This window comes from Pengzhenrongella phosphoraccumulans (genome assembly GCF_045689905.1).
Classification (GTDB): Bacteria; Actinomycetota; Actinomycetes; order Actinomycetales; family Cellulomonadaceae; genus Pengzhenrongella; species Pengzhenrongella phosphoraccumulans.
The window spans coordinates 3,834,742-3,857,903 of sequence record NZ_CP144210.1 but is presented as its reverse complement, the minus strand read 5'-3'; the positions used below and the strand labels follow the sequence as shown (position 1 = coordinate 3,857,903).

The window sequence follows — 23,162 nt, the reverse complement described above, 5'->3', positions numbered from 1 at the left end:
GCGACCTACCGGCCGCCCTCGTCGCGGCGCCGATCCCAACGCGCCTCAAATCGCTTCATCAGACCGCCAGTCTGCTTCTTCTTCGCCTTCGCGCCAGAGCGAGGCGTCACTCCACCCTTGGAATCGACCACCCCGACCGGGCCAGACGATCTCGGCACCGCGAACGCGTAGACCGCTGCGGCGAACATGAGGAGGAATCCGATAACCCCGAGCCAGAGCTGCGAGAGTGCCGCACCCGCCACGAGCACCAGGAGACCCACAGTAAAACCCGAGCCGGCGATGACCCACCGAGCGATCCCACGGGAACCGCGGGATTGCAGGGTGCTCGCGAGCCGGGGGTCGTCAGACGTGAGCTGTCGCTCCATCTGCTCCAGTACACGTTGCTCGTACTCGGAGAGAGGCATTTTACCTCCGCATTACCCGCTGGGACTTGTCTCGTTCAGGATAGGTCCCGTTTCGCTGCCGCGATAGTTGATGGGGGGTCGACCATCCAAATTGGTCTCTTTCGGGCCTGTCGATGACGCTGCATGGATCGATCCGGACCCAAACCTGTCCCGGACGAGGTCCATCGCGCGCTCTGCGTCCCGTCGGGCGAGCCCCATCCCGCCGACGGCTTCCTCGAGGGTCGGTTGCTGGGGTGTTGTCCGCGCCGGTGAGAGACCCTCGGCGCGAACCCCCACCAACCGGATCGGCAATCCGTCCAGATCGACGCCCGCGAGCAGCTCGCGCGCCGCGAGGTAGATCTCGCGGCCCACCTCCGTCGGCGTCGGCAGGGTCCGAGAGCGCGTGAGGGTCCGGAAGTCCGAGGTCCGCACCTTGATGCTCACCGTGCGGCTGACCATCCCTTCGGCTCGCAGCCGCGCCGCGCACCGGTCGGCCAGCGCCAGCACCTGCGTCTGCACGACTGTGAGGTCGGCGACATCCACGGGGAACGTGACCTCCGCACCGATGCTCTTCTCGATCCGGCCCGGCGAGACAGGACGGGGGTCACGTCCCCAGGCCAGGTCGTGCAGGTGCGCCCCCGCGACCTTTCCCACAGCCCGCTGGACGGTGCTCACGTCGCTGTCAGCCAGCTCGGCGACGGTGCGCAGGCCCCAGCGCGCGAGCGACGCCTCGGTCCGTTCCCCCACGCCCCACAGGGCGCCGACGGGGAGCGCACGCAGGAACTCCACGGTCGCGGCCCGCGGGACGAGCAGCACGCCGTCGGGCTTGGCGTGCTGCGACGCCAGCTTGGCCACGAACTTGGTGCCGGCGATCCCCACGGAGCACGTGATGCCATGGTTCGCGTAGACCCGCTGGCGGATCCCCGCCGCGATCACCGTCGGCGGTCCGAGCCGTCGACGAGCCCCGGACACGTCCAGGAACGCCTCGTCGACGCTGACCTGCTCGACGAGAGTCGTGACCTCGCTGAGCAGCTCCATGACGGCGGTCGACACCTCGCGGTAGGCGGCCATGTCCGGCGGCACGACGACGGCCTGCGGACACATGCGACGGGCGATCTGCATCGGCATCGCCGAGTGCACGCCGAATGCGCGCGCCTCGTAGGTCGCCGCCAGCACGACCGAGCGTTCGGACCCGCCGACGATCACCGGTTTGCCCTGCAGGTGAGGTCGGCGCGCAAGCTCGACCGAGGCGAAGAACGCATCCATGTCGACGTGCAGGATCGAGCAGCCATCCTCCTGGGAGCCCCAGTCGCGCTTGACGAGCGCGGATCGCGGCGCGCGGCTCATCGCAGCCCGCTCACGAGGCCCGCACCGAGAGCAGCTGGCGGCGACCCTCGCCGCCCGGAGTGGTCACCGGCGCGGTGTCGAGCAGGGCACGCACCTCGTCGAGGAAGTCTTCCGCCGCACACAGCACCTCTTCGGCGCGCTGCGCGTCGACCGCGTCCGAGCGGCCCGCCTCCACCGCGCGTCGTCCCGCGGCGCCGGCGGCGAAGTACACCGACCAGCTCTCGACCTCGGGTGCGACGGCCGCGAGCATCTCCCACACGGTGCGGACCGCTCGCCGGCCGGTCGGCCGTCCACGAACCGCCAGCACGGCCGCAGCCGCGCGCAGGGACGCCAGGTGGGCGTGGACGAATCGTTCGCCGGCCTCGGACGAGAACTGCGCAGCGAGCAGCTCGGCATCGGCCCGCGCCATCAGATCGACGGCGGTGGCGGGCAGCGGTGCGGCGTGGACGGTTCGGTTCATGGCGGTACCTCCCCCCTCATTGTCGAACACACGTTCGACGTTCGTCAAGGCTGCACGACCCCCGGTCGCGATCGCCTACCGTTGAGCCGTGGGCGATCGCAGCGGTTCAGCAAGCCGGCGAGCACGTCCAGCCTCGCACCGGGCACTGACATCCGCTCCCGAGCTGCCCGAGGGACCCCTGGTGGTGTCGACGGGAACGGTCGAGCTGCACCGGGATCGCGACGATCCCGACGGGGTGACGGTCGTGCTCAACGGGGTGCCGAGCTCGCACCTCGACCTCGCCGACCCGACCCGGCTCGAGTTCGAGTACATGCAGCAGATGGCGGCCGTGATCGACCGGCTCGGCGAACCCGGCGCGCCGCTGCGCGTGATCCACCTGGGCGCCGCGGGCTGCACCATGGCCCGGTACGTGCAGGCGGTGCGGCCCGGCTCGCACCAGCTGGCCATCGAGCTCGATGCTGCCCTGGTCAGCCTCGTGCGGACCTGGTTCGACCTGCCGCGTGCCCCGCTGCTCAAGCTGCGGACCGGGGACGCGCGGACGGAGCTCGCGGGGCTGCCGTCCGCGAGCGCGGACGTGATCATCCGCGACGTCTTCGCCGGCGCGGCAACCCCTGAGCACGTCACGACGATCGAGTTCACGCGCGACGTCGCACGTGTCCTGCGGCCCGGCGGGATCTACCTGGCCAACTGCGCCGACCGTCCACCCCTCGATGAGGCGCGCTCGGAGCTGGCGACGCTACGGGCGGTGTTCGCCGACGTCGCGGCGACCGCCGAACCGGGCCAGCTCCGCGGGCGCCGCTACGGCAACCTCGTGCTCGCCGGGACCCAGGCGCCGGGGCTGCTCGCGTCAGCCGGTCTCGCCCGGGCGATCCGCTCGCTCCCGGCCCCGACCCGGCTGCTCCACGGCAAGGACCTCACCGCCTTCGTCGGCCACGCCGTGCCGCGCACGGACGGCCCGGTCGCCACGGACCACGTAGCCGACGACGTCGCCCGTGACACGTTCGAGGCCCCGTCCAGATCGGACGGGGCCTCGACGGTCGATTGAGTCTGGGTCAGAGCGGGCGAACCTGCTCTGCCTGCGGGCCCTTCGGTCCCTGAGTGATCTCGAACTCGACGCGCTGGCCCTCGTCGAGCGAGCGGTAACCCTGGCTCTCGATCGCGGAGTAGTGGACGAATACGTCGGGGCCTTCGCCGTCCTGGGCGATGAACCCGAAGCCCTTCTCAGCGTTGAACCACTTGACAGCACCCTGTGCCATGTTCTGTGTCCTTCTGTCCATCTGGGGCTTCGATGACCGGACCCGCTGCCCGACACCGTTGTCTGGGAGTCCGAACGACTCCGACGGGCAAGATCGTCTCACGATGGCCCCGGTCACGCCATGGATTCGGGCTCCTGGTGACCATGCGCCCTGGCACCAGTCCGCGCCCGCGTCGCGCGTGCGCTGACGCCCAGGCCGACCATGCCGACCACCCACGGGATCACGACGACCGACAACGCGAGCCGGTACTCATCGAGGGAGTACTCCCCCGCCGACCCCGAGCCCACCGCGTCGAGGACCAGCCCGATCCCGCCCATCGTGGCCAGCGACGCCACGAAACCCCCCGCGTTGATGAACCCCGACGCGGTTCCGAGCCGTTCGGGCGGGTGATGGCTGCGCGCGAAGTCGAAGCTGATCAGCGACGTCGGACCGCCGATGGCGATGACCACCATGAAGACCGTCAGGGCCCATAGCGGTCGTGGCCCGGCCGGGGCGAGGATCAGGACCCACACCGCGGCGGTCGCCACACTGACCCCGACCACGAACCCCACGCGTCGTCCCGGCCACCGCGCGGTGAACTCGCCGATCAACGGGCCCGCGAGGATCGCCGCGAGGACGTTGACCGTGAACAGCGCGCTCGCCTCGGCCGTCGTGCGCCCCTGCCCCTGCACGAGGAAGGGGAAGCCCCACAGCAGGATGATCGTGGTGCCCGAGAACTGCGACACGAAGTGGGTCCAGTACCCGAGCCAGGTGCCGGGCTCCGTGAGCGTCGCACGCAGGCGCGACGGCTCGGGCGCGAGCGAGACCCCGGCGGGCGCCACGCGGGGGTGGCGCGATCCCGGGCTCGACCCTGGTGTGTCCCGCACGAGGGCCAGGACAGCGACGACCATGACGGCGCCGAGCGCGGCGGCCGACCCGAACGCCGTCGGCCATCCCGGACCGTGCAGGAGCAGGACGAACGGAACGGCCGAGAGCACCTGGCCCAGCTGGCCCAGGATCCCCGTGAGCTGGGTGAGGAGCGGCACCTGCCGCGGCGGGAACCACGAGGGGATCAGGCGAACGACCGAGACGAACGTCAGCGCGTCGCCGGCCCCGACCAGGGCGCGTGCGCCCACGGCCGGCCCGATGGTGGTCACGACCGCGAGCGTGAGCTGCCCGAGCGCCATCAGCACGGCGCCGGTCGCGATCATCCGGCGCGGCCCGACACGGTCGAGCACGAGCCCGACCGGAAGCTGGAGCCCGGCGTACACCGCGAGCTGGACGACGACGAACAGGGACAGGACGGCGGCGCTCGCCCCGAACCGCTCGCCGGCCTGGAGACCCGCCACCCCGAGCGACGACCGGTCCAGCACGGCCACCACGTAGGCCAGGACCGCCGCGCCCCAGACGACGTATGCACGCCGCGTCGACGCCGTCGTACGCGCCGGAGCAGGTTCGACGGTCAGAGCGGGCGTGGGCACGGCTGTCATTCTCCCGTGCCGCGAAGGGGAATCAGTGCTGCACGAGCGGTCAGTGCCCCGCGCCGTCCCCGCCCTGCTGCGCAAGGAACCGCTCGAACTCCGCGCCGAGCTCGTCCGCGGTCGGGATCTCGGACGTGTCCGCGAGCAGGTTCGTCCGCCCGATCGCGTGCGCAAAGCTGTCGTACTGCTCTTCGAGGGCTCGGACGACGGCGCTCACCTCGGGCGAGGCCTCCACCTGCCGTTCGATCTCCTCGGTCGCGTCGCGAGCCGCGTCGGTCAGTGACGACACCTTCAGGTCCAGCCCTGTCGCGCGCTGGAGGTTCTCGAGCGCCGTCATGCTCGCCTGGGGGAAGGGCGACTGCGCAAGGTAGTGCGGCACGTGCACCGCGAACCCCATCGCGTCGTGCCCCGACTCGCCGAGGCGGAACTCGAGCAGGGCGCTCGCGCTGGCCGGGACCTGGACGGAGCCGAACCACGACGTGTGGTCGGCGATGAGCTCGGCCCGGGTGCCGTGCGCGGTCACCGAGAGCGGCCGCGTGTGCGGCACCCCCATGGGGATGCCATGGATCCCGATGGTGAGCGGGACGTCGAAACGCTCCACCAGCTGGCGGACGGCGGCCGCGTACCGCTCCCACTGGATGTCGGGCTCGAGGCCGTGCAGGAGCAGGAACGGGACCCCGCCCGCGTCCTCGACGAGGTCGAGCACGAGCTCGGGCTCGGCGTAGGCGCTCCAGGTGGTGGAGTCGAACGTCATGGTGGGGCGCCGGGAGCGGTAGTCGAGCAGCTGGTCGACGTCGAACGTGGCAAGCCGCGTGGTGCGCAGCTCGCTGGCGAGGTGGGTGGCGGCCAGCTGACCGGCACTGCCCGCGTCCACGAAGCCGCGCACGGCGTGCACGAGGACCGGACCCGTGTGGGTCAGCCCCGTACCTGCGGCGATCAGCAGTTCGGCGGCGTCGGGCTCGACGTCGTAGATCTCGCTCGGATCCAGCATGGTTCCTCTTCCGTTCCGTCAGCGACCTACGGTGAACGCGGCGCTCGATGGCGTGCGCACACCCGGCGGACCTCTGGGGTAACGCCACACACCGGCGGATACTTCCCCGTCGCGGCGCCCACCCGCCGGCGTCGGACCGGCAAATCCTACGGCGGCGAGCGATTGAGGTGCGCGGGCCGCCCACGAGAGCGGATAATGGACGCCGCCCAGATGGGCGGACGGTCTTTTCAGGCCGCGAACGCAGGTGGGCAGGAGTTCAGGCACATGGCGGGACGAGAGTCCGAGCTGCGCGGCGAGCAGGACACCGTCGACCGGCTGTACCACCGGCTCGACGCGTTGCGCTCCCAGACCCGGGAACGCTTGCGCGAGGTCCGCCGCGAAGGCCCGTCCGGCTCCCCGCAGAATCGCAGCGAGCGCGACGCGTTCGCCACGCTCTACGAGGACCGGATCGCCCAGCTCGAGGCCGTCGAGGACCGCCTGGCGTTCGGGCGGCTCGACCTGGACGACGGCGACCAGCGCTACATCGGCCGGATCGGCCTGACCGACGCCGACCACTCCTCACTGCTCACCGACTGGCGAGCGCCCGCAGCCCAGGCGTTCTACCGCGCGACAGCCGCCCACTCCGACGGCGTCGTGCGACGCCGTCACCTGATCACCCGCGGACGCTCCGTGACCGGCATCGAGGACGAGGTGCTCGACCTCGAATCCATCGGCACGGCCGACGCCGACCAGGTCGCCGAGCACCTCTCCGGGCTGACCGGTGAGGGGGCGCTCCTCGCGGCCCTCGCGGTCGGTCGGACCGGTCGGATGGGCGACATCGTCGCGACCATCCAGGCCGAGCAGGACGCCATCATCCGCGCAGAGCTCTCCGGCGCGCTCGTCGTGCAGGGCGGTCCCGGCACGGGCAAGACCGCCGTGGCACTGCACCGCGCCGCCTACCTGCTGTACTCCCACCGCCGCCTGCTCGAACGGTCCGGGGTGCTGCTGATCGGGCCGAGCCGGGTCTTCCTGCGGTACATCGACCAGGTCCTGCCCTCGCTCGGCGAGACCGGCGTCGTCACCACGACGATCGCCGAGCTCTACCCGCGTCTGGAGGCCGCCGGCGTCGAGGCGGAGGCGGTCGCCGAGATCAAGGGGCGGGCCGAGTTCGCCGCCGTGATCGCGCGCGCCGTCCGTCAGCGCCAGCGGGTTCCCGCGCGCGACGAGGAGTTCCGCATCGACGGGGCCACCGTGGTGATCACCCGGCACGACGTGACCGAGGCGATCGTCCGGGCGCGCCGCAACCACCGACCGCACAACCTCGCGCGCGTCACGTTCGTCCGCGAGATGCTCTCGCGCCTCGCGGACCAGTACATCGCCCAGCTGGGGTACTCCCTGGCGGCCGACGAACGGGGCGACGTGCTCGAGGAGCTCCGGTCCGATCGCGGCATCCGGATCGCGCTCAACCTCGCGTGGATGCCCCTGACCCCGCAGAAGCTGATCGAGGACCTGTTCACCCGACCGGCCCGGCTCGCCGCCGCGGCGCCCGGCCTGACCCGGACCGAACGGGCACTGCTCGCCCGCGGGCCCGGCGCCCCGTGGACCCCGGCGGACGTCCCGCTCCTGGACGAGGCCGCCGAGCTGCTCGGCGAGGACGACCAGGCAGGTCGGATCCAGGCCCGGGCGGACGCCGCGAACCGCACGGCCGAGCTGGACTACGCGCGGCGCGTGCTGGCGTCGTCGGGCAACGAGGGCCTGGTCTCGGCCGAGCTGCTCGCCGACCGCTTCGCCAACACCGGACCCCGCCTGACGACAGCGGAAAGGGCCGCCGCCGATCGGAGCTGGACCTATGCGCACGTCGTGGTGGACGAGGCGCAAGAGCTCTCTGCGATGGCGTGGCGGATGCTGCTGCGCCGGGTCCCGAGCCGGTCGATGACCATCGTCGGTGACGTCGCCCAGACGTCGACCGCGACCGGCGCCCACTCCTGGGCGAGCATGCTCAACCCGCTCCTGCGCGGGGCCTGGCGCCTGACGGAGCTGACGGTCAACTACCGCACCCCGGCCGTCGTGGCCGACGCCGCCCAACGCGTGGCCCGCGCCGCGCACCTGCCGGTGAGCTCGCTGACCTCGGCGCGCGAGGTCGACGACGCCCTGGTGATCGAGCACGTGCCCGACGACGCCGCGGTCGCCGCCGAGGTCGCCCGCCACGCCCGCATCGCGCTCGCCGGCCTGGACCACGGCGCGGAGGGCGGCCGGGTCGCCATCATCGCGCCCGGCGATCGGATCTTGGCCGTGCGCGAGGCGCTCCGGGACGCGGGGCTGGACGACTCCCTCGGCTCGGGGGCAGCGGTCCTCGACGCGCCGCTGATCCTGCTCACACCGCGCGAGGCCAAGGGGCTCGAGTTCGACGTCGTGGTGCTCGTGGAGCCGTCGGAGGTGGGGGCCGCGAGCGCCGGGGATCTCTACGTGGCGATGACCCGCCCCACCCGGCAGCTGCGTGTCGTGCATCACGATGAGCTCCCGGACGGGTTCACGACCACCGGCCCGAACGACCGGCTGTTCTGACCCGACCGGGCGTCCGGCGCGCTCCGGAGCAGGTCGCACGCACGCCTGCGACCTGCGGCGTCCACCGTCCGAGGGCCGGGACTCACTTGGCTGAGCGCGCCCGCGGGGGCACCATAGGGGACGTGCTCCGCGCCCTGCTCCTCGAAAACCTCCACCCGTTCGCCAAGTCGATCCTGGCCGCACAGGGCATCGAGGTGATCACGCGCACCGGTGCGCTCGACGAGTCCGAGCTCATCGACGCCCTTGCGGGCGTGCACCTGCTGGGAATCCGGTCCAAGACCCACGTCACCGAGAAGGTGCTCGCCGCGGCGCCCGACCTGATCGCCGTCGGCGCCTACTGCATCGGCACCAACCAGATCAATCTCGCCGCCGCCGCGAAGCGGGGGGTGGCCGCGTTCAACGCGCCGTTCTCGAACACCCGGTCGGTCGTCGAGGTCGCGCTCGCCGACATGATCGCCCTCACGCGCCGCCTGACCGTGCTCGACAAGTCGATGCACGCCGGCGTCTGGGACAAGACGTCCGAGGGTGCGCACGAGATCCGGGGCCGCACGCTCGGGATCATCGGCTACGGCAACATCGGCACGCAGCTGTCCGTCCTCGCCGAGAACCTCGGCATGACCGTCGTGTTCTACGACACCGCCGAGAAGCTCGCGCTGGGCAACGCCCAGCGGATGGAGACGCTCGACGAGCTGCTCGACGCCGCCGACATCGTCACGCTGCACGTGGACGGTCGTGACGGCAACGCCGGCCTGTTCGGAGCCAAGCAGTTCGCCCGCATGCGGCCCGGCGCCGTGTTCCTCAACCTCTCGCGCGGGTTCGTCGTCGACTACGCGGCGCTCGCGGAGGCGATCGAGTCCGGGCACGTGGCCGGTGCCGCGGTCGACGTGTTCCCGGTGGAGCCCAAGCGGCGCGGGGACGCGTTCGAGTCCGAGCTGCGCGGCCTGCCGAACGTCATCCTCACGCCCCACACGGGCGGCTCGACCGAGGAGGCCCAGGAGGCCATCGGCCAGTTCGTGTCGAACAAGCTGCGGGACTACCTCGCCACCGGGACCACGACGCTCAGCGTCAACGTCCCGAACCTCGCCCTCGAGCAGACCACCGGCATCCACCGGCTCGCCCACCTGCACCGCAACACCCCCGGCGTGCTCGCCGCGATGAACGCGGTGCTCGCGAACCACGGGGTCAACATCGAAGGTCAGATGCTCGCGACCCGCGGTGAGCTCGGCTACGTCGTCACCGACGTCAGCGCCCAGATCGACGACGAGGCCGCCGAGGCGCTGAAGCAGATGCCCCAGACGGTGCGCCTGCGTCTGCTCTCCTGACGGCAGACACAACGCGGGGCTCCGGTGCGGCAAGCGCCGCGCCGGAGCCCCGTGAGGTGCTGCTCGATCGGTCTGATCAGGCCGAGCCGGCCCGACGACGGAACGTGCGCTGCACGGGCCCGGAGGTCTCCGAGCCGTGCACGTGGCCCGTGTTGCTCTGGCCGTCGGCCGTCTTGTGCTGCCCGGCCTTCTTCCGGTCGAGCGCCTCGCGGAACTTCGCCTTGGCGTCCTCGCTCACGCCACCGTCTGCTGCGGCGTCCTCGTTTTCCTGCTGCGACATCCGGGTGCCTCCTTCTTGAGTCGTGCCGACCGCGGTGGTGCGGCCATTTCCCTGCACCTGGTCGGTGCCGGTGGTCGGTGACATACGGCTGGTCCCGCGCGTGCGGGAGGTGGGATCGCTCGAGGTGCCCGGCAACGAGAGCAGCCGGCCGAGCTCGGCGACCGACGACACGACATGGTCCGCGCCGGCAGCTAGCAGCTCGCCATCGGCGGCGAATCCCCACGCTACGCCGACTGACGTGACGCCGTTCGCGGCGGCCCCCTCGATGTCGTGGCGTCTGTCCCCCACCATGGCGACGCGCCCCGGATCCGGGTTCCCGAGCAGGCGCAGCGCGCCCGCCACGACGTCCGCCTTCGTCAGGCTCCCGTCGTCGGTGTTGCCGCCGATGACGGCGAAGGACGACTCCAGGCCGAAGTGCGCGAGGGTCAACGCACCCTCGAGCTCCGGCTTCGCGGTGGCCAGTGCGACGAGCACCCCGGCGGCGTCGAGGCTGCGGACGAGCTCGGCCATGCCGGGCACGAGGTCCGCCTCGTACAGCCCGACATCGAGGTGCCGCTGGCGGTACGCGGCCTCGGCAGCCGGCATCTGGGAGCTCGGCACGCCCAGGAGCGTGAAGTTCTCCCGCAGCGGCGGCCCGATCACCCAGCGGAGGTCGGCCTCGGGATCGGCCGGCCGGCCGATGGCCTCGAGCGCGTACCGGTAGGACCCGGTGATCCCGACCTCGGGATCGGTGAGTGTGCCGTCCAGGTCGAACAGGACAGCGTCGAAAGGCGCCACCACAGGCGCAGCTTCGACGGGCGCGGGGATCAGCACACCGACCAGCGTAACGGCGCGGCCAGGCGCACCCCGCCCGGCGGTCGGCACCTGCCCGCTGGCGTACGGTCGGGCCCATGCACCTTGCCGACGACGACCGCTACTCGACCATGCCCTATCGCCGCACCGGCCGGAGCGGGCTGGACCTGCCCACGATCTCGCTGGGGCTCTGGCAGAACTTCGGGGCCGCGAACGGGCTCGACCGCCAGCGCGAGATCATCCTGCACGCGTTCGACCGGGGCATCACCCACCTGGACCTCGCGAACAACTACGGCCCTCCGCCCGGGTCCACCGAGGAGAACTTCGGCCGGATCATGGCGAGCGACCTCACGCCGTACCGGGACGAGCTCGTGATCTCGACCAAGGCCGGCTACGACATGTGGCCCGGCCCGTACGGGGTGGGCGGCTCGCGCAAGTACCTGCTCGCGTCGCTGGACCAGTCGTTGGCCCGCATGGGGCTGGACTACGTCGACATCTTCTACAGCCACCGCTTCGATCCCAGCACGCCGCTGACCGAGACCATGGGAGCACTCAAGACGGCCGTCGACTCCGGCCGCGCGCTCTACGCCGGCATCTCCTCCTACAACGCCCACCGCACGCTCGAGGCGCTCGAGGTGGCCCGGTCGATCGGGCTGACCCTGACGATCCACCAGCCGTCCTACTCGATGCTCAACCGCTGGGTCGAGCGCCCGGACGCCGACGCGGACGGCCAGAGCCTCCTGGACGTCCTGGGCGAGGCCGGCCTCGGCACGATCGTGTTCTCTCCGCTCGCCCAGGGGATGCTCACGTCGAAGTACCTGGGCGGGGTGCCGGCCGGTTCGCGGGCCGCCCGCGGCGGGTCGCTCAGCCAGAACTTCCTCACGGCCGAGAACCTCGGGCACATCCGCGCCCTCGCCGACATCGCCGCAACCCGCGGTCAGTCCCTCGCCCAGCTTGCCATCGCGTGGGCGCTGCGGGATCCGCGCGTCACCTCGGCCCTCCTGGGGGCGAGCAGCGTCGCCCAGCTCGACGAGAACCTCGCCGCGCTCGACCGGCTCGACCTCGACGCCGACGAGCTCGCCGCGATCGAGGTCCACGCGATCGATGCCGGGGTCAACATCTGGGCAGCGCGGTCGAGCGACCTGTAGCCCGGGCCCCGGACCAGCGATCGCGCGGCCGGACCGCGCAGCCGAGGGGTCGATACCCGGACGATCCGGTACGCACCCGTAAGTTACTGTCTAGTAACTTACGGGTGCGTAGGTTATTCTCGAAGGGTGACTCCTACTCTGGCGGACCGCCCGTGGCTGGCTTCCTACTCCCCTGATGTGCCGGCCGATGTGGTCGTGCCCGATGAGCCCCTCACGGCTGCTCTGACGCGAGCCGCCGAGAACTTCGGCAGCAGGACCGCGATCGACTTCCTCGGGCGCGGACTGAGCTACCGCGGGCTCGCTCGGGACGTCGACCGGGCCGCCGGCGCACTGCGGGACCTCGGTGTCGTGGCTGGAGACCGGGTCGCCATCGCGCTGCCCAACTGCACCTCGCACGTGGTCGCGTTCTACGCGGTGCTCCGCCTCGGAGCCATCGTCGTGGAGCACAATCCCGTCTACAGCGCGGACGAGCTCGCCCACCAGCTGATCGACTCGGGCGCCGTCGTCGTCGTCTGCTGGCAGAAGACCGCCCCCACCGTCAAGGCCGTGCAGGACCGCACCGCGGTCCGCGCCGTGGTCGTCGTCGACCTCGCCGCCGACATGCCGTTCACCAAGCAGTTCCTCCTGCGGCTGCCCGTGGCCAAGGCGCGCACGCTGCGCTCCCAGCTGCAGGGACCGGTGCCCGCCGGCTGCCTCAGCTGGCACCACCTCCTGCGCCAGGCCAAGCCGATCGCGGCCGACCATCCCTTCCCGGCGTCGAGCGACGTCGCGCTCTTGCAGTACACCGGCGGGACGACCGGAACGCCCAAGGGTGCGATCCTCACGCACCGCAACCTCGTCGCGAACGCCGTCCAGGCCGACGCGTGGACCAACATGCGCCAGGGCGCGGAGACCGTCTACGGGATCCTGCCGTTCTTCCACGCGTTCGGGCTCACGCTCTGCATGACCTTCAGCGTCCGGATCGCCGCCACCATGGTCGCGTTCCCGAAGTTCGCCCCCTCGGCGGTCCTGACCGCCCAGAAGCGCCTCCCGGCCACCTTCATGGCCGGTGTCGCGCCGATGTTCGACCGCATCGCGGCCATGGCGACCGATCGGGACGCCGACCTGAGCACGGTCCGGGTCGCGTTCGCCGGCGCCATGCCCATCTCGGCCGCCACCGCGGCCCGGTGGGAGGAGCGCACGGGCGGACTGCTCATCGAGGGCTACGGAATGACGGAGACGTCCCCCCTCGCGGTGGGCAACCCGTGCTCGGTCGACCGTCGCCCGGGCACCCTGGGACTGCCCTTCCCCAGCACGGAGATCCGGATCGTCGACGTCGACGACCCGACCCGCGACGCCCCGCAGGACGAGCGCGGCGAGCTGCTCATCCGTGGACCGCAGGTGTTCGCCGGCTACTGGGGCCGACCTGACGAGACCACAGCCGTCCTGCTCCCGGGTGGCTGGCTCCGCACCGGAGACGTCGTCGTGGCCGACGCCGCCGGCTCCCTCACCCTGGTCGATCGCACCAAGGAGATGATCATCACCGGCGGCTTCAAGGTCTACCCGTCGCAGGTCGAGGACCTGATCCGCCAGATGCCGGGGATCGTCGATGTCGCCGTCGTCGGCGTGCCGGCCGGCGAGCAGGGCGAGCGGGTCGTAGCCGCGGTCGTCCTCGACGCCGACGGGCCAGAGGCGAGCGCCGTCGACCTGGCCACGGTTCGGGCCTGGTGCGAGAAGCGCCTGGCCCGGTACGCGATCCCCCGCCAGCTGGTCGTGCTCCCGGACCTGCCGCGGTCCGCGATCGGCAAGGTGCTGCGCCGCGTCGTGCGGGAAGAGCTGATCGCGACCCACGACAGCGCGTCCGCATGAGGCGGTTTGCTCTGATACCACCCGCGTTGCTGGTTCCGCACCCCCTCGAACAGGAGGATGATGGTAGTAATGTCCTCCCAGCCCACCGGTAGACGCCGGCACCTGCCCAACAGTCCGTTCAACGCCGCCCGAGAGGCGGCAGCTGCGGCAATCAAGCCGATCCCCGTCGGGGCCCGCGTCTCGCACGAGCGACACGGGCTCGGTCGAGTCGTCGCCCTTGACGGCGATCGCGCCGTCATCGTCGACTTCGGCGCGGGTGACCGCCGCCGCGTCGCGCTCGACAGCGCCAAGCTCGAACGGCTCTGACCCGACCCTGATCGTGGCCGCCGCGTTCTCGCGACCCCGTGATCGACGCTGTCTGTGAACGGCACTGTCTGTGAACGACGCTGTCTGTGAACGACGCTGTCTGTGAACCGCGCCCAGACCCCGGACCGTTTCCCGTGCGCTAGGGAGCGGTCGGGGTCGACTCGCCGTGGAGCGATCCCCGGTCGGGCTGCTCCTCGGAATCGGACTCTGCCAGCGCCGCAGCCTCGTGCTCGGCGCGCAGCAACGTGATCGCCGCCTCGAAGTCCTCGAGCGAGTTGAATCCCTGGTAGACGCTCGCGAACCGCAGGTAGGCCACCTCGTCGAGGTCGCGCAGCGGCCCGAGGATCGTCAACCCGATCTCGTAGGCGTCCAGCTCGGCGCTGCCGGTGCTCCGAATGTTCTCCTCGACCCGCTGCGCGAGCAGCGCGAGGTCGTCCTCGTTCACCGGCCGGCCCTGGCACGCCTTGCGGACACCGTTGATGATCTTCTCGCGGCTGAACGGCTCCGTCGCACCCGAGCGCTTCACGACCGACAGGCTCGCCGTCTCGACGGTGGTGAACCGTCGGTTGCACTGCGGGCACTGGCGCCGGCGGCGGATCGACGAGCCGTCATCCGACGTCCGGGAGTCCACCACCCGCGAGTCAGAGTGGTGGCAGAACGGACAGTGCACGCCGAGCCTCCGGTCCTGGTTTGCGCCGGGGTCGGCGCTCGGCGAAGAACTCCTCGGGCGCGCGGCGACCCTCGGCCACGGTATCTGGGCCAAAACCTAGAGGTCCGCGCGCCCAGACGCAAGGTGGCTTCGGCCGCGGCACGTGCCCCGGCCGCGGCAGATGGCGGTCAGCCTGCCGGGACCAGGATCTGCTGCCCGGCCCGCAGACCCGCCCCAGCCAGGCCGTTCAACGCGACGAGAGCGCCGACGGTGTCGCGAACGTCGTCGTTCGGGGCCGTGTAGGCCGTGGCGATCGCCCACAGGCTCTCCCCCGCGGCGACCGTATACGTGTCCACCGGGACGGCCTCGGCCGGCGAACCGGCCACCGCCCGGCCGCCGACGAGCACCCCGGCGAGCGCAAGTGCGACGGCACCGGCGGCGACCACCCGACGCCCCCGCGTCGTCAGCGTCAGAGTGCCTGATCCCGACATCCCCTGCGGGTGGACCGTTGCTGCGCTCATGTCCGTGCTCCTCTCGAATAGCCCGCGACCTGGGTCTCCGTGACCCGAGTCGAACACCTGTGCGTCGAACACCTGTGCGTCGAACGTCTGTACGATGTCTAGCACGAAGCACCGACGGTTGTCGAGACACGCTCGAACAGATGTTTGAAAGCGCGGCCTTGTTCTTCTAGGCTGTGTGTACGCCAGAGCAAGCGCACCACGAGCCACCCACACGCTCGGTCGAGCGTCGAGGGTGGACTCGAACAGGAGGAGGAGAACCGTGGCCACAGACACGAACACCCCCGGCGGTCCCCCGGACCCGCCAGCGACGCGAAAGACGCGCGCCGCCCTCGCGTCGGTCCACGCGCTCCCGGACAGTGCGCCGGACAGCGACGGGTTGACCGCGCGCCAGCGGCTGGTCCTCGAGACCATCCGGTCATCGGTCGCCCACCGCGGCTACCCGCCCACCATGCGGGAGATCGGCGAGGCGGTCGGCCTGACCAGCCCGTCGAGCGTCAAGCACCAGCTCACCGCGCTCGAGCGCAAGGGGTATCTGCGGCGCGACCCGAACCGGCCGCGCGCCATCGAGGTGATGCACCCGGACGACTCACGACCGATCCAGCGGCTGCAGCCGAGCACCGGGTCGCCGGCGAGCAGCTTCGGCGAGGAGCACCTCGCAGCGCAGGACGGCTCGCCCACGCCGTCCTACGTCCCGGTGGTCGGACGGATCGCCGCCGGCGGACCGATCCTGGCCGAGCAGGTCGTGGAGGACGTCTTCCCGCTCCCGCGCCAGCTGGTCGGTGACGGTGACCTGTTCCTGCTCCGCGTGGCCGGGGACTCGATGATCGACGCCGCGATCTGCGACGGCGACTGGGTCGTCGTCCGCCGCCAGCCGATCGCGGAGAACGGCGAGATCGTCGCGGCCATGATCGACGGCGAGGCGACCGTCAAGACCTTCAAGCGCACGGACGGGCACCTGTGGCTCCTGCCGCACAACCCGGCCTACTCCCCGATCAACGGCGACGAGGCGCAGGTCCTGGGTCGCGTCGTCAGCGTGCTGCGCAAGCTGTGACGGGGGCGTACTGATGCCCGGGCGGATGCGCGACCCCGGACCGTCGGCAACAGCCGACCGGCTCGCCGAGGCGCTTCAGTGCGAGCCCGCAGGTCGGCTCGAGGACTGCTCGCTCGCCGAGCTGCGCCGGCGCGCGGCCGCAGCCGGGATCGTCGGCCGATCCCGGCTGCGCAAGGACGAGCTGGTCCGAGCGCTGCGGTCGTCGTCGGGCGAGGCCTGACCCGGGTCTCGCCGCGGGCTCACCCGACCGGCGTCAGAAGCCGAACCGGCGCGCGACCGTCTTGAGGGCCTCCGCTGAGGTCCGCAGGTGCGCGAGTTCGTCCGGAGACATCGGGACCTCGAGCTCTCGCCCGGCCCCGGTCCGACCGACGACGGTCGGCACCGACAGGCAGATGTCGCTGATGCCGTAGTAGTCGTCGAGCAGGCTCGAGACCGGCAGCACCCGCCGTTCGTCCTTGAGGATCGCCTCGATGATGCGCGAGGCGGCGAGCGCCACGGCGTAGTTCGTGGCGCCCTTGCCGGCGATGATCTTGTACGCCGACTCGATGACGTCCCGAGCGATCCGCTCGCGCACGTCGAGCGTCAACGGCCCCGAGCTCCGGGTACCGCGCCAGTTCGGCAGGGGAACCCCGCCGATGGAAGCGGACTCCCACAGCGGGAACTCGCTGTCGCCGTGCTCGCCGACCATGTACGCGTGCACGTTCTGCACGGCGACCCCGGTGTGCTGCGCGATGAGGTAGCGCAGGCGCGAGGAGTCCAGGACGGTGCCCGAGCCGAAGAGCTGCGAGCGCGGCAGGCCAGAGATCTTCAGTGCCGCGTAGGTGACGATGTCGACCGGGTTGGTCACCATCACGAACACGGCGTTGGGCGCCTGCTCGACGAGCGGCGGCAGGATCATCCGCGTCAGCGCGATCGTCGCCTCGGCGAGGTCCAGGCGGGTCTGCCCGGGCTTCTGCTTCGCCCCGGCGGTCACCACGACGACGTCGGCGTCGGCGCACACGGCGATGTCGTCCGACCCGATCACCTCGGCCATCGGCATGAACTGGATCCCGTGCCCGAGGTCGGCCGCCTCGGCCTCGACCTTGGCCTTGTCGATGTCGTACAGGGCCACCGTGCGCGCCGCGCCGCGCATGAGGGCCGCGTACGCCACCGTCGCCCCCACCGCGCCCGCGCCGACCACTGCCAGCTTGGTGGTGCGGCGATCGGGCAGGGGGCCGCTCCCCCAGCCGATCTCGTCGCTGTCGTAGGTCTCACTCACAGGTCCTCCAGATGGCTCAACGGGTCACGCTAGTGCGGCGAGCCGCTCGAGCGCCGCGATGACGATCGACCGGTCGGTCGTCCGCCAGAAGTCGGGAAGTGAACGGGCCAGGAACTCGCCGTAGCGAGCCGTGGCAAGCCGTGGGTCAAGGACCGCGACCACGCCGCGGTCCGCCGTGCCGCGGATCAGTCGACCGGCGCCCTGGGCGAGGAGCAGCGCGGCGTGCGTCGCGGAGACCTGCATGAAGCCGTTCCCGCCCGCCGCCTCGACGGCTTCCGACCGCGCCGAGCGCACGGGGTCGTCGGGCCGGGGGAACGGGATGCGGTCGATCAGGACGAGCTGGCACGACGACCCGGGCACGTCGACACCCTGCCAGAGCGACAACGTGCCGAACAGGCAGGTCGCGGGGTCCTCGGCGAACGTGCGCACCAGCGTCGGCAGCTGGTCGTCCCCCTGGGCGAGCACCGGGAAGTCGAGCCGATCCCGCATCGCCTCGGCGACGGCGGTGGCGGCCCGCCGGGACGAGAACAGGCCGAGCGTGCGCCCACCCGCCGCCGTGATCAGGGTCGCGATCTCGTCGAGCTGGGCGTCGGTCGCCGCCTCGCGTCCGGGTGCCGGCAACCGCTTGGCGATGTAGAGGATCGCCTGGTGGGGGTAGTCGAACGGGCTGCCGACATCGAGCGAACGCCACGGCGTCGGCACGGCGTCAACCGGATGGCCGGATGCCAGGGCAACAGTCGGCGCCGGAGTCGACACCGACGCCGCTACGGCGTCCCCGGTCCGCTCCGCCGCGAGGTCGAGCCCGAGCGAGCGGGCGAGCGGGACGAACGACCCGCCGAGCGCCAGCGTCGCCGAGGTCAGCACCCCGGAGCGGCCCGCGAGCAGGTGCGTCCGGATCAGCCCGTTCACCGCGAGCGGTGCCGCGTGCAGGCGTGACATCCCGCTCGCGCGGCGGCCCCCGCCGTCGTCGTCGTCACGCGAGCACCAGAGCACGTCGCCGCCCGAGGCGGGCGGGCCCGCAGCCATCCGCTCCGCCGTCTCGAACAGGTTGAGCATCGCGGAGGCCGCCATCTTCAGACCGCCGTCGGCCGCGGCCTGGGCCGGGGCGCCCGCGGGCTTGAGCGCGGTCAGCAAGGTCCGGGACGCGTCCCGGATCGCCTCCACGGCGGTCGCGGCCGCGGGTGGCAGGCCGTCGCGGAACCGACCCTCGGGCAGCTCCACGATCACTGACCCGAACGCCGCGCTCGCCGCGTCGAGGTCCGTCGTGCCCACGCCGCCGTGCCGACGTGCCAGCCGGGCGGCGTGCTCGATCGTCGCGACGGACAGGTCGGCGGTCGCCTGCGCGGTGACCCGGTCGGTCAGCTCGTGCGCCTCGTCGACGATGAGCACCTCGTGCTCGGGCAGCACCCCCGGGCTGCCGGAGGCCGCGATCCCGAGCATCGCGTGGTTCGTGACCACGACGTCTGCTTCCTTGGCCAGGGTGCGGGCCCGGTTCGGGAAGCACTCCGTGATCTTCGGGCACTTGGGCCCCAGACACTCCATCGAGGTGACCGAGACCAGCCGCCAGGCCCGATCGGTGACGCCCGGCACGAGGTCGTCGCGGTCGCCCGACTCGGTCTCCTGAGCCCACTCGCGGGCCCGGACGACCTGGGCACCCAGGTTGGCCGCGCGCTTTCCGGCGCCCTCCGCGGGGGCCGGATGCTCGGCCGCGCCGGCGTGGTCACCGGGGAGGTCGAACAGCGTGCCGGGCTCGTCCGCGGGGAACCCGCCGTCGACCTTCTGCACGCAGAGGTAGTTGTGCCACCCCTTGAGGACAGCCACCTGCGGGAGCCGCGGCAGGCGCGGTCCGATCGCCGTCACGACGAGCGGCAGGTCGTGCGTGATGATCTGGCGCTGCAGCGCGAGGGTCGCGGTCGACACGATGACGCGCTGATCCTCGCGGACGGCGTGCTCCACGGCCGGGACCAGGTAGCCCAGCGACTTGCCCGTACCCGTGCCGGCCTGGACGAGCAGGTGCTCGCCCGCACCGATCGCAGCAGCCACGGCGAGCGCCATCTGGTGCTGGCCGTCACGGCGCGTGCCGCCCAGAGAGGCCACGGCGAGGTCGAGAAGCTCCTCGACCGGTGCCCCGGTCGCTCTCGGCGGAATCGGTTCTGGCACCGCGTCAGCCTAGTGCGGGGCCCGGCGGGTTCCCGCGGGCCGGGTCGGGATGTGCACACGCGAACGTCACGACGGTTAGGGGGTCGGGACGGCCGCCTCGGTGAGCTCTCGCGCCAGCGCCTCGTCCACGCGCGCCCGCAGCGCGGTCCCCGCGCCGGTGTGCTCCTCGGCCTGGATGTCACCGTCGCGGTGCACCCGGCTGACCAGGTCGCCACGGTCGTACGGGATCACGAGGTCGACGGCGACGCCAGGTCGCGGCAGCTGGTCGGCGATGAGCGCGAGCAGCTCGTCGATGCCTTCACCGGTGTGGGCCGAGACGACGATCGAGTGCACCTCCTGCGACCGCAGCCGGGCGATCACGTCAGGATCGGCGATGTCGGCCTTGTTGAGGATGATCACCTCAGGCACGTCGAACGCGCCCGGGATGTCGGCCAGCACGTGCCGGACCGCGGAGATCTGCCCCTCGGGGTCGGGGTGCGAGGCGTCCACGATGTGCAGCACGAGGTCCGAGTCGGCGACCTCCTCGAGAGTCGACCGGAACGCCTCGACGAGCTGGTGCGGCAGCGAACGCACGAACCCGACCGTGTCCGTGAGCGTGTAGATGCGGCCGTCGGCGGTCTCGGCGCGCCGGACCGTCGGGTCGAGCGTGGCGAACAGCGCGTTCTCCACGAGCACGCCCGCGCCCGTCAGCCGGTTGAGCAGCGAGGACTTGCCCGCGTTGGTGTACCCCGTGATCGCCACCGACGGGATCGAGTTGCGGCGACGCGACGAGCGCTTGGTCGCCCGGGCCGGCTCCATCGCCACGATCTCCCGACGCAGCTTGGCCATCCGCGTCCGGATCCGCCGCCGGTCGATCTCCATCTTGGTCTCACCAGGTCCGCGCGAGCCGATCCCGGCACCGGCCGCCACCCGGCCGCCCGCCTGTCGAGACATCGACTCGCCCCAGCCGCGCAGGCGCGGCAGGAGGTACTCGAGCTGGGCGAGCTCGACCTGCGCCTTGCCTTCGCGCGACTTCGCGTGCTGGGCGAAGATGTCGAGGATCAGGGCGGTCCGGTCGACGACCTTCACCTTGACGATGTCCTCGAGCGAGCGCCGTTGCGACGGGGCGAGCTCACCGTCGACGATCACGGTGTCGGCACCCGTCGCGGCGACGATGCCGGCCAGCTCGACCGCCTTGCCGGAACCGAGGTACGTGCCGGGATCGGGGTTCGAGCGACGCTGGAGCATCCCGTCGAGCACCTCGGAGCCGGCGGTCTCGGCGAGCGCCGCCAGCTCGGCGAGCGAGTTCTCCGCGTCCTGGACCGTGCCCTGCCCCCAGATGCCGACCAGCACGACCTTCTCAAGACGCAGCTGCCGGTACTCGACCTCGGTGACGTCCTGGAGCTCGGTCGACAGGCCGCCGACCCGGCGCAGCGACGTGCGCGCCTCGAGGTCGAACTGCTGGCCGTCGTAGGACGAGTGCACCGTCCCGCCGGCGTCGAGCGCCGTGCCGGCCCGGGCGAGCACGCGGGCGACCACGTCACCAGCGACGTCCTGCGCGCTGCGCGCGGACGGGAGCTCGCCACCCTGCGGCGGTCCGCCGGTCGTGACGCGGACGTCGGGGACGTCGGACGCGCCGTCGGGCATGGAACCGGACTCAGGATGGGTCACGTGCTACCTCTTTCTGTGCAGTGCTGCCCTCAGGGTGTCACGCCCTGACGGGAGCGAGCGAGCAGATTCTCTGTGGGCGTGACCGCGTAGGGTTCGCTTCGTGCCCGATTCCGCTTCCGGGGAACGTCCCGACGCCCCCCTCGACCGCCCCGAGACCGCCGACGAGGCCGCCGGGGACCACTACTTCACCGCCCAGCCCGCCTCGCCAGGCGAGCGACGCACCATCACCGTCTGGCTCGCCGAGCGCGAGCTCACGGTGGAGACGGCCGGCGGGGTCTTCTCGTCCTACCGGGTCGACCACGGCACCCGCGCGCTGCTGGGCTCGGTGCCGCCCCCGCCCGCGACCGGCGACCTGCTCGACCTCGGCTGTGGCTGGGGTCCGATCGCGCTGAGCCTGGCGCTCGCGTCGCCGGCAGCGACCGTCTGGGCCGTCGACGTGAACGAGCGCGCTCTCGACCTCATGCGCCGCAACGCGGAACGGCTCGGCCTGGGCAACATCCGCGCCGTCACCCCCGACGAGGTGCCCGACGACGTGTCGTTCGCGGCCGTCTGGTCCAACCCGCCGATCCGGGTCGGCAAGTCGGCTCTGCACGAGATGCTCAGCTCGTGGCTCCGGCGGCTCGCCCCGCACGCGTCCGCCCACCTGGTCGTGCAGCGCAACCTCGGCGCCGACTCGCTGCAGCGCTGGCTGGCCGACGAGCTCGGCGAGGCCGCGACGGTGACCCGGGCAGACACGGTCAAGGGCTTCCGCGTGCTGCGGGTCGACGCGACCGGGACCCCGTGATGATGCGCAGTCGCGGGACCGTGATCGTGGTCGGCGCCGTGGCCGTCCTCGGCCTGGGAGCGTCGATCATGGCCGGCGGGGCGCCCCCGACGAGTGGCCCGACGATCCCCGGCGACGGCCCCTGGGCCATCGCCCTCGATCACCCCCAGGGGGGCTGGAGCCGCTGCTTCGACGACGAAGCGGTCGCTGAGGCCGTGATGTCCGCCGACCAGCCGAGCTCCAGTGCCGCCGCGACCCTCCGGACGTCCGCCACGAAGGACGACGTCGAGCGGATCGCGACCTGCCTCGACCAATCGCTCACCGGCGGAACGGCGACGATCACCGAGACGGGCTGACCACGGGTTCGAGAACCACCACGGGAGTCTCGGTCGCCCGCCTGCTGGCGATCGTGTCGTTGTTCGGGTCGACCGCGAGCCAGCGCTGCCACAACCGATCGTGCTCCTCGCCCGCCGCCGCGCGCGCCCGCACCGGGCGCGGCTGCCCGCCGGCCAGTCGCACGACGGCGTCCGGGTGCGCCTTGAGGTTGAGCCACCACGCCGGATCGCCCTCGTCCCAACCGTTCATGGCCAGCGTGACCAGGTTCGGGCCATCCTCGAGGTAGCCGAGGATGACGCTGCGTTCCTGCCCGGACTTCCGGCCGATCGTCGTCAGGCGGAGCGCACCCCACCCGCGCTTGTTGGACGTGGTCCACAAGAAGCGGCCACCGCTGATCCGGTAGAGCGCGCGGTGAACCCGCCAGGCCAGGTGCACGAACCACGGCGGCGGCATGCGGGGTGGTGAGGTTGCCGGTGCACTCATGGTTGTCTCCTGGCGGGACGGATGCCACCTCGAGGTGGCAGGTCAGCTCCACGCTATCGGCGCGGTGCACCTGGCGCCGCTCTGCGATCGAGTCCCGATCTCGGGCGCCGGTCGCCCGCGCCCGATAGCGTCGAGAGGTGAGCCTGAGGGCACC

General features: G+C 71.8%; 23 protein-coding genes. 10 read left to right on the top strand and 13 right to left on the bottom strand.

Features of this window, described 5'->3' with window-relative positions; genetic code table 11:
- Positions 1-5: 5 nt before the first annotated feature.
- The 3 genes from VTA80_RS17845 to VTA80_RS17835 are packed head-to-tail and all read right to left on the bottom strand — an operon-like array spanning position 6 to position 2,190.
- Complete coding sequence (locus tag VTA80_RS17845) at positions 6-404, bottom strand: DUF3040 domain-containing protein (protein WP_407342424.1); 399 nt, start codon at positions 402-404, stop codon at positions 6-8.
- A 12-nt stretch (positions 405-416) separates the two neighbouring features.
- Positions 417-1,730: a DNA polymerase IV gene (gene dinB, locus VTA80_RS17840; RefSeq protein ID WP_407342423.1), complete on the bottom strand. Its 1,314-nt coding sequence runs from the start codon at positions 1,728-1,730 to the stop codon at positions 417-419.
- Positions 1,731-1,740: 10 nt separating this feature from the next.
- Complete coding sequence (locus VTA80_RS17835) at positions 1,741-2,190, bottom strand: SAV_6107 family HEPN domain-containing protein (RefSeq protein WP_407342422.1); 450 nt, start codon at positions 2,188-2,190, stop codon at positions 1,741-1,743.
- A 184-nt stretch (positions 2,191-2,374) separates the two neighbouring features.
- Here VTA80_RS17835 and VTA80_RS17830 point away from each other — a divergent pair, with 184 nt between their 5' ends.
- Positions 2,375-3,235: a spermidine synthase gene (locus tag VTA80_RS17830; RefSeq protein WP_407342421.1), complete on the top strand. Its 861-nt coding sequence runs from the start codon at positions 2,375-2,377 to the stop codon at positions 3,233-3,235.
- A gap of 7 nt (positions 3,236-3,242) precedes the next feature.
- Here VTA80_RS17830 and VTA80_RS17825 read toward each other — a convergent pair whose 3' ends face one another.
- From VTA80_RS17825 to VTA80_RS17815, 3 genes are all read right to left on the bottom strand, one after another.
- Positions 3,243-3,446 (bottom strand): cold-shock protein, encoded by a 204-nt coding sequence (locus tag VTA80_RS17825; RefSeq protein WP_130101214.1) that lies wholly within the window; start codon positions 3,444-3,446, stop codon positions 3,243-3,245.
- A 113-nt stretch (positions 3,447-3,559) separates the two neighbouring features.
- Positions 3,560-4,906 (bottom strand): nitrate/nitrite transporter, encoded by a 1,347-nt coding sequence (locus tag VTA80_RS17820; protein ID WP_407342420.1) that lies wholly within the window; start codon positions 4,904-4,906, stop codon positions 3,560-3,562.
- A gap of 49 nt (positions 4,907-4,955) precedes the next feature.
- On the bottom strand, positions 4,956-5,897 hold the full coding sequence (locus VTA80_RS17815; RefSeq protein WP_407342419.1) for a proteasome assembly chaperone family protein: 942 nt from the start codon (positions 5,895-5,897) through the stop codon (positions 4,956-4,958).
- Positions 5,898-6,161: 264 nt separating this feature from the next.
- On the opposite strand from VTA80_RS17815, the gene VTA80_RS17810 reads away from it, so the two are divergent.
- Positions 6,162-8,441: a HelD family protein gene (locus VTA80_RS17810; RefSeq protein WP_407342418.1), complete on the top strand. Its 2,280-nt coding sequence runs from the start codon at positions 6,162-6,164 to the stop codon at positions 8,439-8,441.
- Between the two features lie 122 nt (positions 8,442-8,563).
- The gene (gene serA, locus VTA80_RS17805; protein WP_407342417.1) at positions 8,564-9,763 is read left to right on the top strand and encodes a phosphoglycerate dehydrogenase; all 1,200 of its coding nucleotides are present in this window, start codon (positions 8,564-8,566) and stop codon (positions 9,761-9,763) included.
- 76 nt (positions 9,764-9,839) lie between these two features.
- Here the strand turns inward: serA and VTA80_RS17800 are convergent, their stop codons facing one another.
- Positions 9,840-10,856, bottom strand: coding sequence for a DUF5302 family protein (locus VTA80_RS17800; protein WP_407342416.1), 1,017 nt, complete (start codon positions 10,854-10,856; stop codon positions 9,840-9,842).
- 77 nt (positions 10,857-10,933) lie between these two features.
- Here VTA80_RS17800 and mgrA point away from each other — a divergent pair, with 77 nt between their 5' ends.
- From mgrA to VTA80_RS17785, 3 genes are all read left to right on the top strand, one after another.
- Complete coding sequence (gene mgrA, locus VTA80_RS17795) at positions 10,934-11,983, top strand: L-glyceraldehyde 3-phosphate reductase (protein ID WP_407342415.1); 1,050 nt, start codon at positions 10,934-10,936, stop codon at positions 11,981-11,983.
- A 126-nt stretch (positions 11,984-12,109) separates the two neighbouring features.
- Positions 12,110-13,831 carry an AMP-binding protein gene (locus VTA80_RS17790; protein WP_407342414.1) on the top strand — a complete coding sequence of 574 codons (1,722 nt, stop codon included), beginning with the start codon at positions 12,110-12,112 and terminating at the stop codon, positions 13,829-13,831.
- Between the two features lie 69 nt (positions 13,832-13,900).
- Positions 13,901-14,137, top strand: coding sequence for a hypothetical protein (locus VTA80_RS17785; protein WP_130101205.1), 237 nt, complete (start codon positions 13,901-13,903; stop codon positions 14,135-14,137).
- A 139-nt stretch (positions 14,138-14,276) separates the two neighbouring features.
- Here the strand turns inward: VTA80_RS17785 and nrdR are convergent, their stop codons facing one another.
- Positions 14,277-14,807, bottom strand: a complete 531-nt coding sequence (gene nrdR / locus VTA80_RS17780) for a transcriptional regulator NrdR (protein ID WP_407342413.1) — start codon at positions 14,805-14,807, stop codon at positions 14,277-14,279.
- Between the two features lie 167 nt (positions 14,808-14,974).
- Complete coding sequence (locus VTA80_RS17775) at positions 14,975-15,307, bottom strand: LysM peptidoglycan-binding domain-containing protein (RefSeq protein WP_407342412.1); 333 nt, start codon at positions 15,305-15,307, stop codon at positions 14,975-14,977.
- A 376-nt stretch (positions 15,308-15,683) separates the two neighbouring features.
- On the opposite strand from VTA80_RS17775, the gene lexA reads away from it, so the two are divergent.
- Positions 15,684-16,358 (top strand): transcriptional repressor LexA, encoded by a 675-nt coding sequence (gene lexA, locus VTA80_RS17770; protein WP_407345810.1) that lies wholly within the window; start codon positions 15,684-15,686, stop codon positions 16,356-16,358.
- A gap of 25 nt (positions 16,359-16,383) precedes the next feature.
- Positions 16,384-16,578, top strand: coding sequence for a hypothetical protein (locus VTA80_RS17765; protein ID WP_407342411.1), 195 nt, complete (start codon positions 16,384-16,386; stop codon positions 16,576-16,578).
- A 33-nt stretch (positions 16,579-16,611) separates the two neighbouring features.
- On the opposite strand, the gene VTA80_RS17760 is transcribed toward VTA80_RS17765, so the two are convergent.
- The 3 genes from VTA80_RS17760 to hflX all read right to left on the bottom strand — a co-directional run bounded on the left by VTA80_RS17760 (position 16,612) and on the right by hflX (position 21,402).
- Complete coding sequence (locus VTA80_RS17760; RefSeq protein ID WP_407342410.1) at positions 16,612-17,616, bottom strand: L-lactate dehydrogenase; 1,005 nt, start codon at positions 17,614-17,616, stop codon at positions 16,612-16,614.
- Between the two features lie 24 nt (positions 17,617-17,640).
- Complete coding sequence (locus tag VTA80_RS17755; protein WP_407342409.1) at positions 17,641-19,776, bottom strand: ATP-dependent DNA helicase; 2,136 nt, start codon at positions 19,774-19,776, stop codon at positions 17,641-17,643.
- Between the two features lie 75 nt (positions 19,777-19,851).
- Complete coding sequence (gene hflX / locus VTA80_RS17750; protein ID WP_407345809.1) at positions 19,852-21,402, bottom strand: GTPase HflX; 1,551 nt, start codon at positions 21,400-21,402, stop codon at positions 19,852-19,854.
- A gap of 247 nt (positions 21,403-21,649) precedes the next feature.
- Here hflX and VTA80_RS17745 point away from each other — a divergent pair, with 247 nt between their 5' ends.
- Entirely contained in the window at positions 21,650-22,210 is a 561-nt protein-coding gene (locus VTA80_RS17745; RefSeq protein ID WP_407345808.1) for a class I SAM-dependent methyltransferase, read from the top strand.
- Positions 22,210-22,545 (top strand): hypothetical protein, encoded by a 336-nt coding sequence (locus VTA80_RS17740; protein WP_407342408.1) that lies wholly within the window; start codon positions 22,210-22,212, stop codon positions 22,543-22,545. Before VTA80_RS17745 ends, VTA80_RS17740 begins: the two co-directional genes overlap by 1 nt.
- On the opposite strand, the gene VTA80_RS17735 is transcribed toward VTA80_RS17740, so the two are convergent.
- Entirely contained in the window at positions 22,529-23,008 is a 480-nt protein-coding gene (locus tag VTA80_RS17735) for a nitroreductase/quinone reductase family protein (RefSeq protein WP_407342407.1), read from the bottom strand. The genes VTA80_RS17740 and VTA80_RS17735 overlap by 17 nt on opposite strands.
- Between the last annotated feature and the right edge of the window lie 154 nt (positions 23,009-23,162).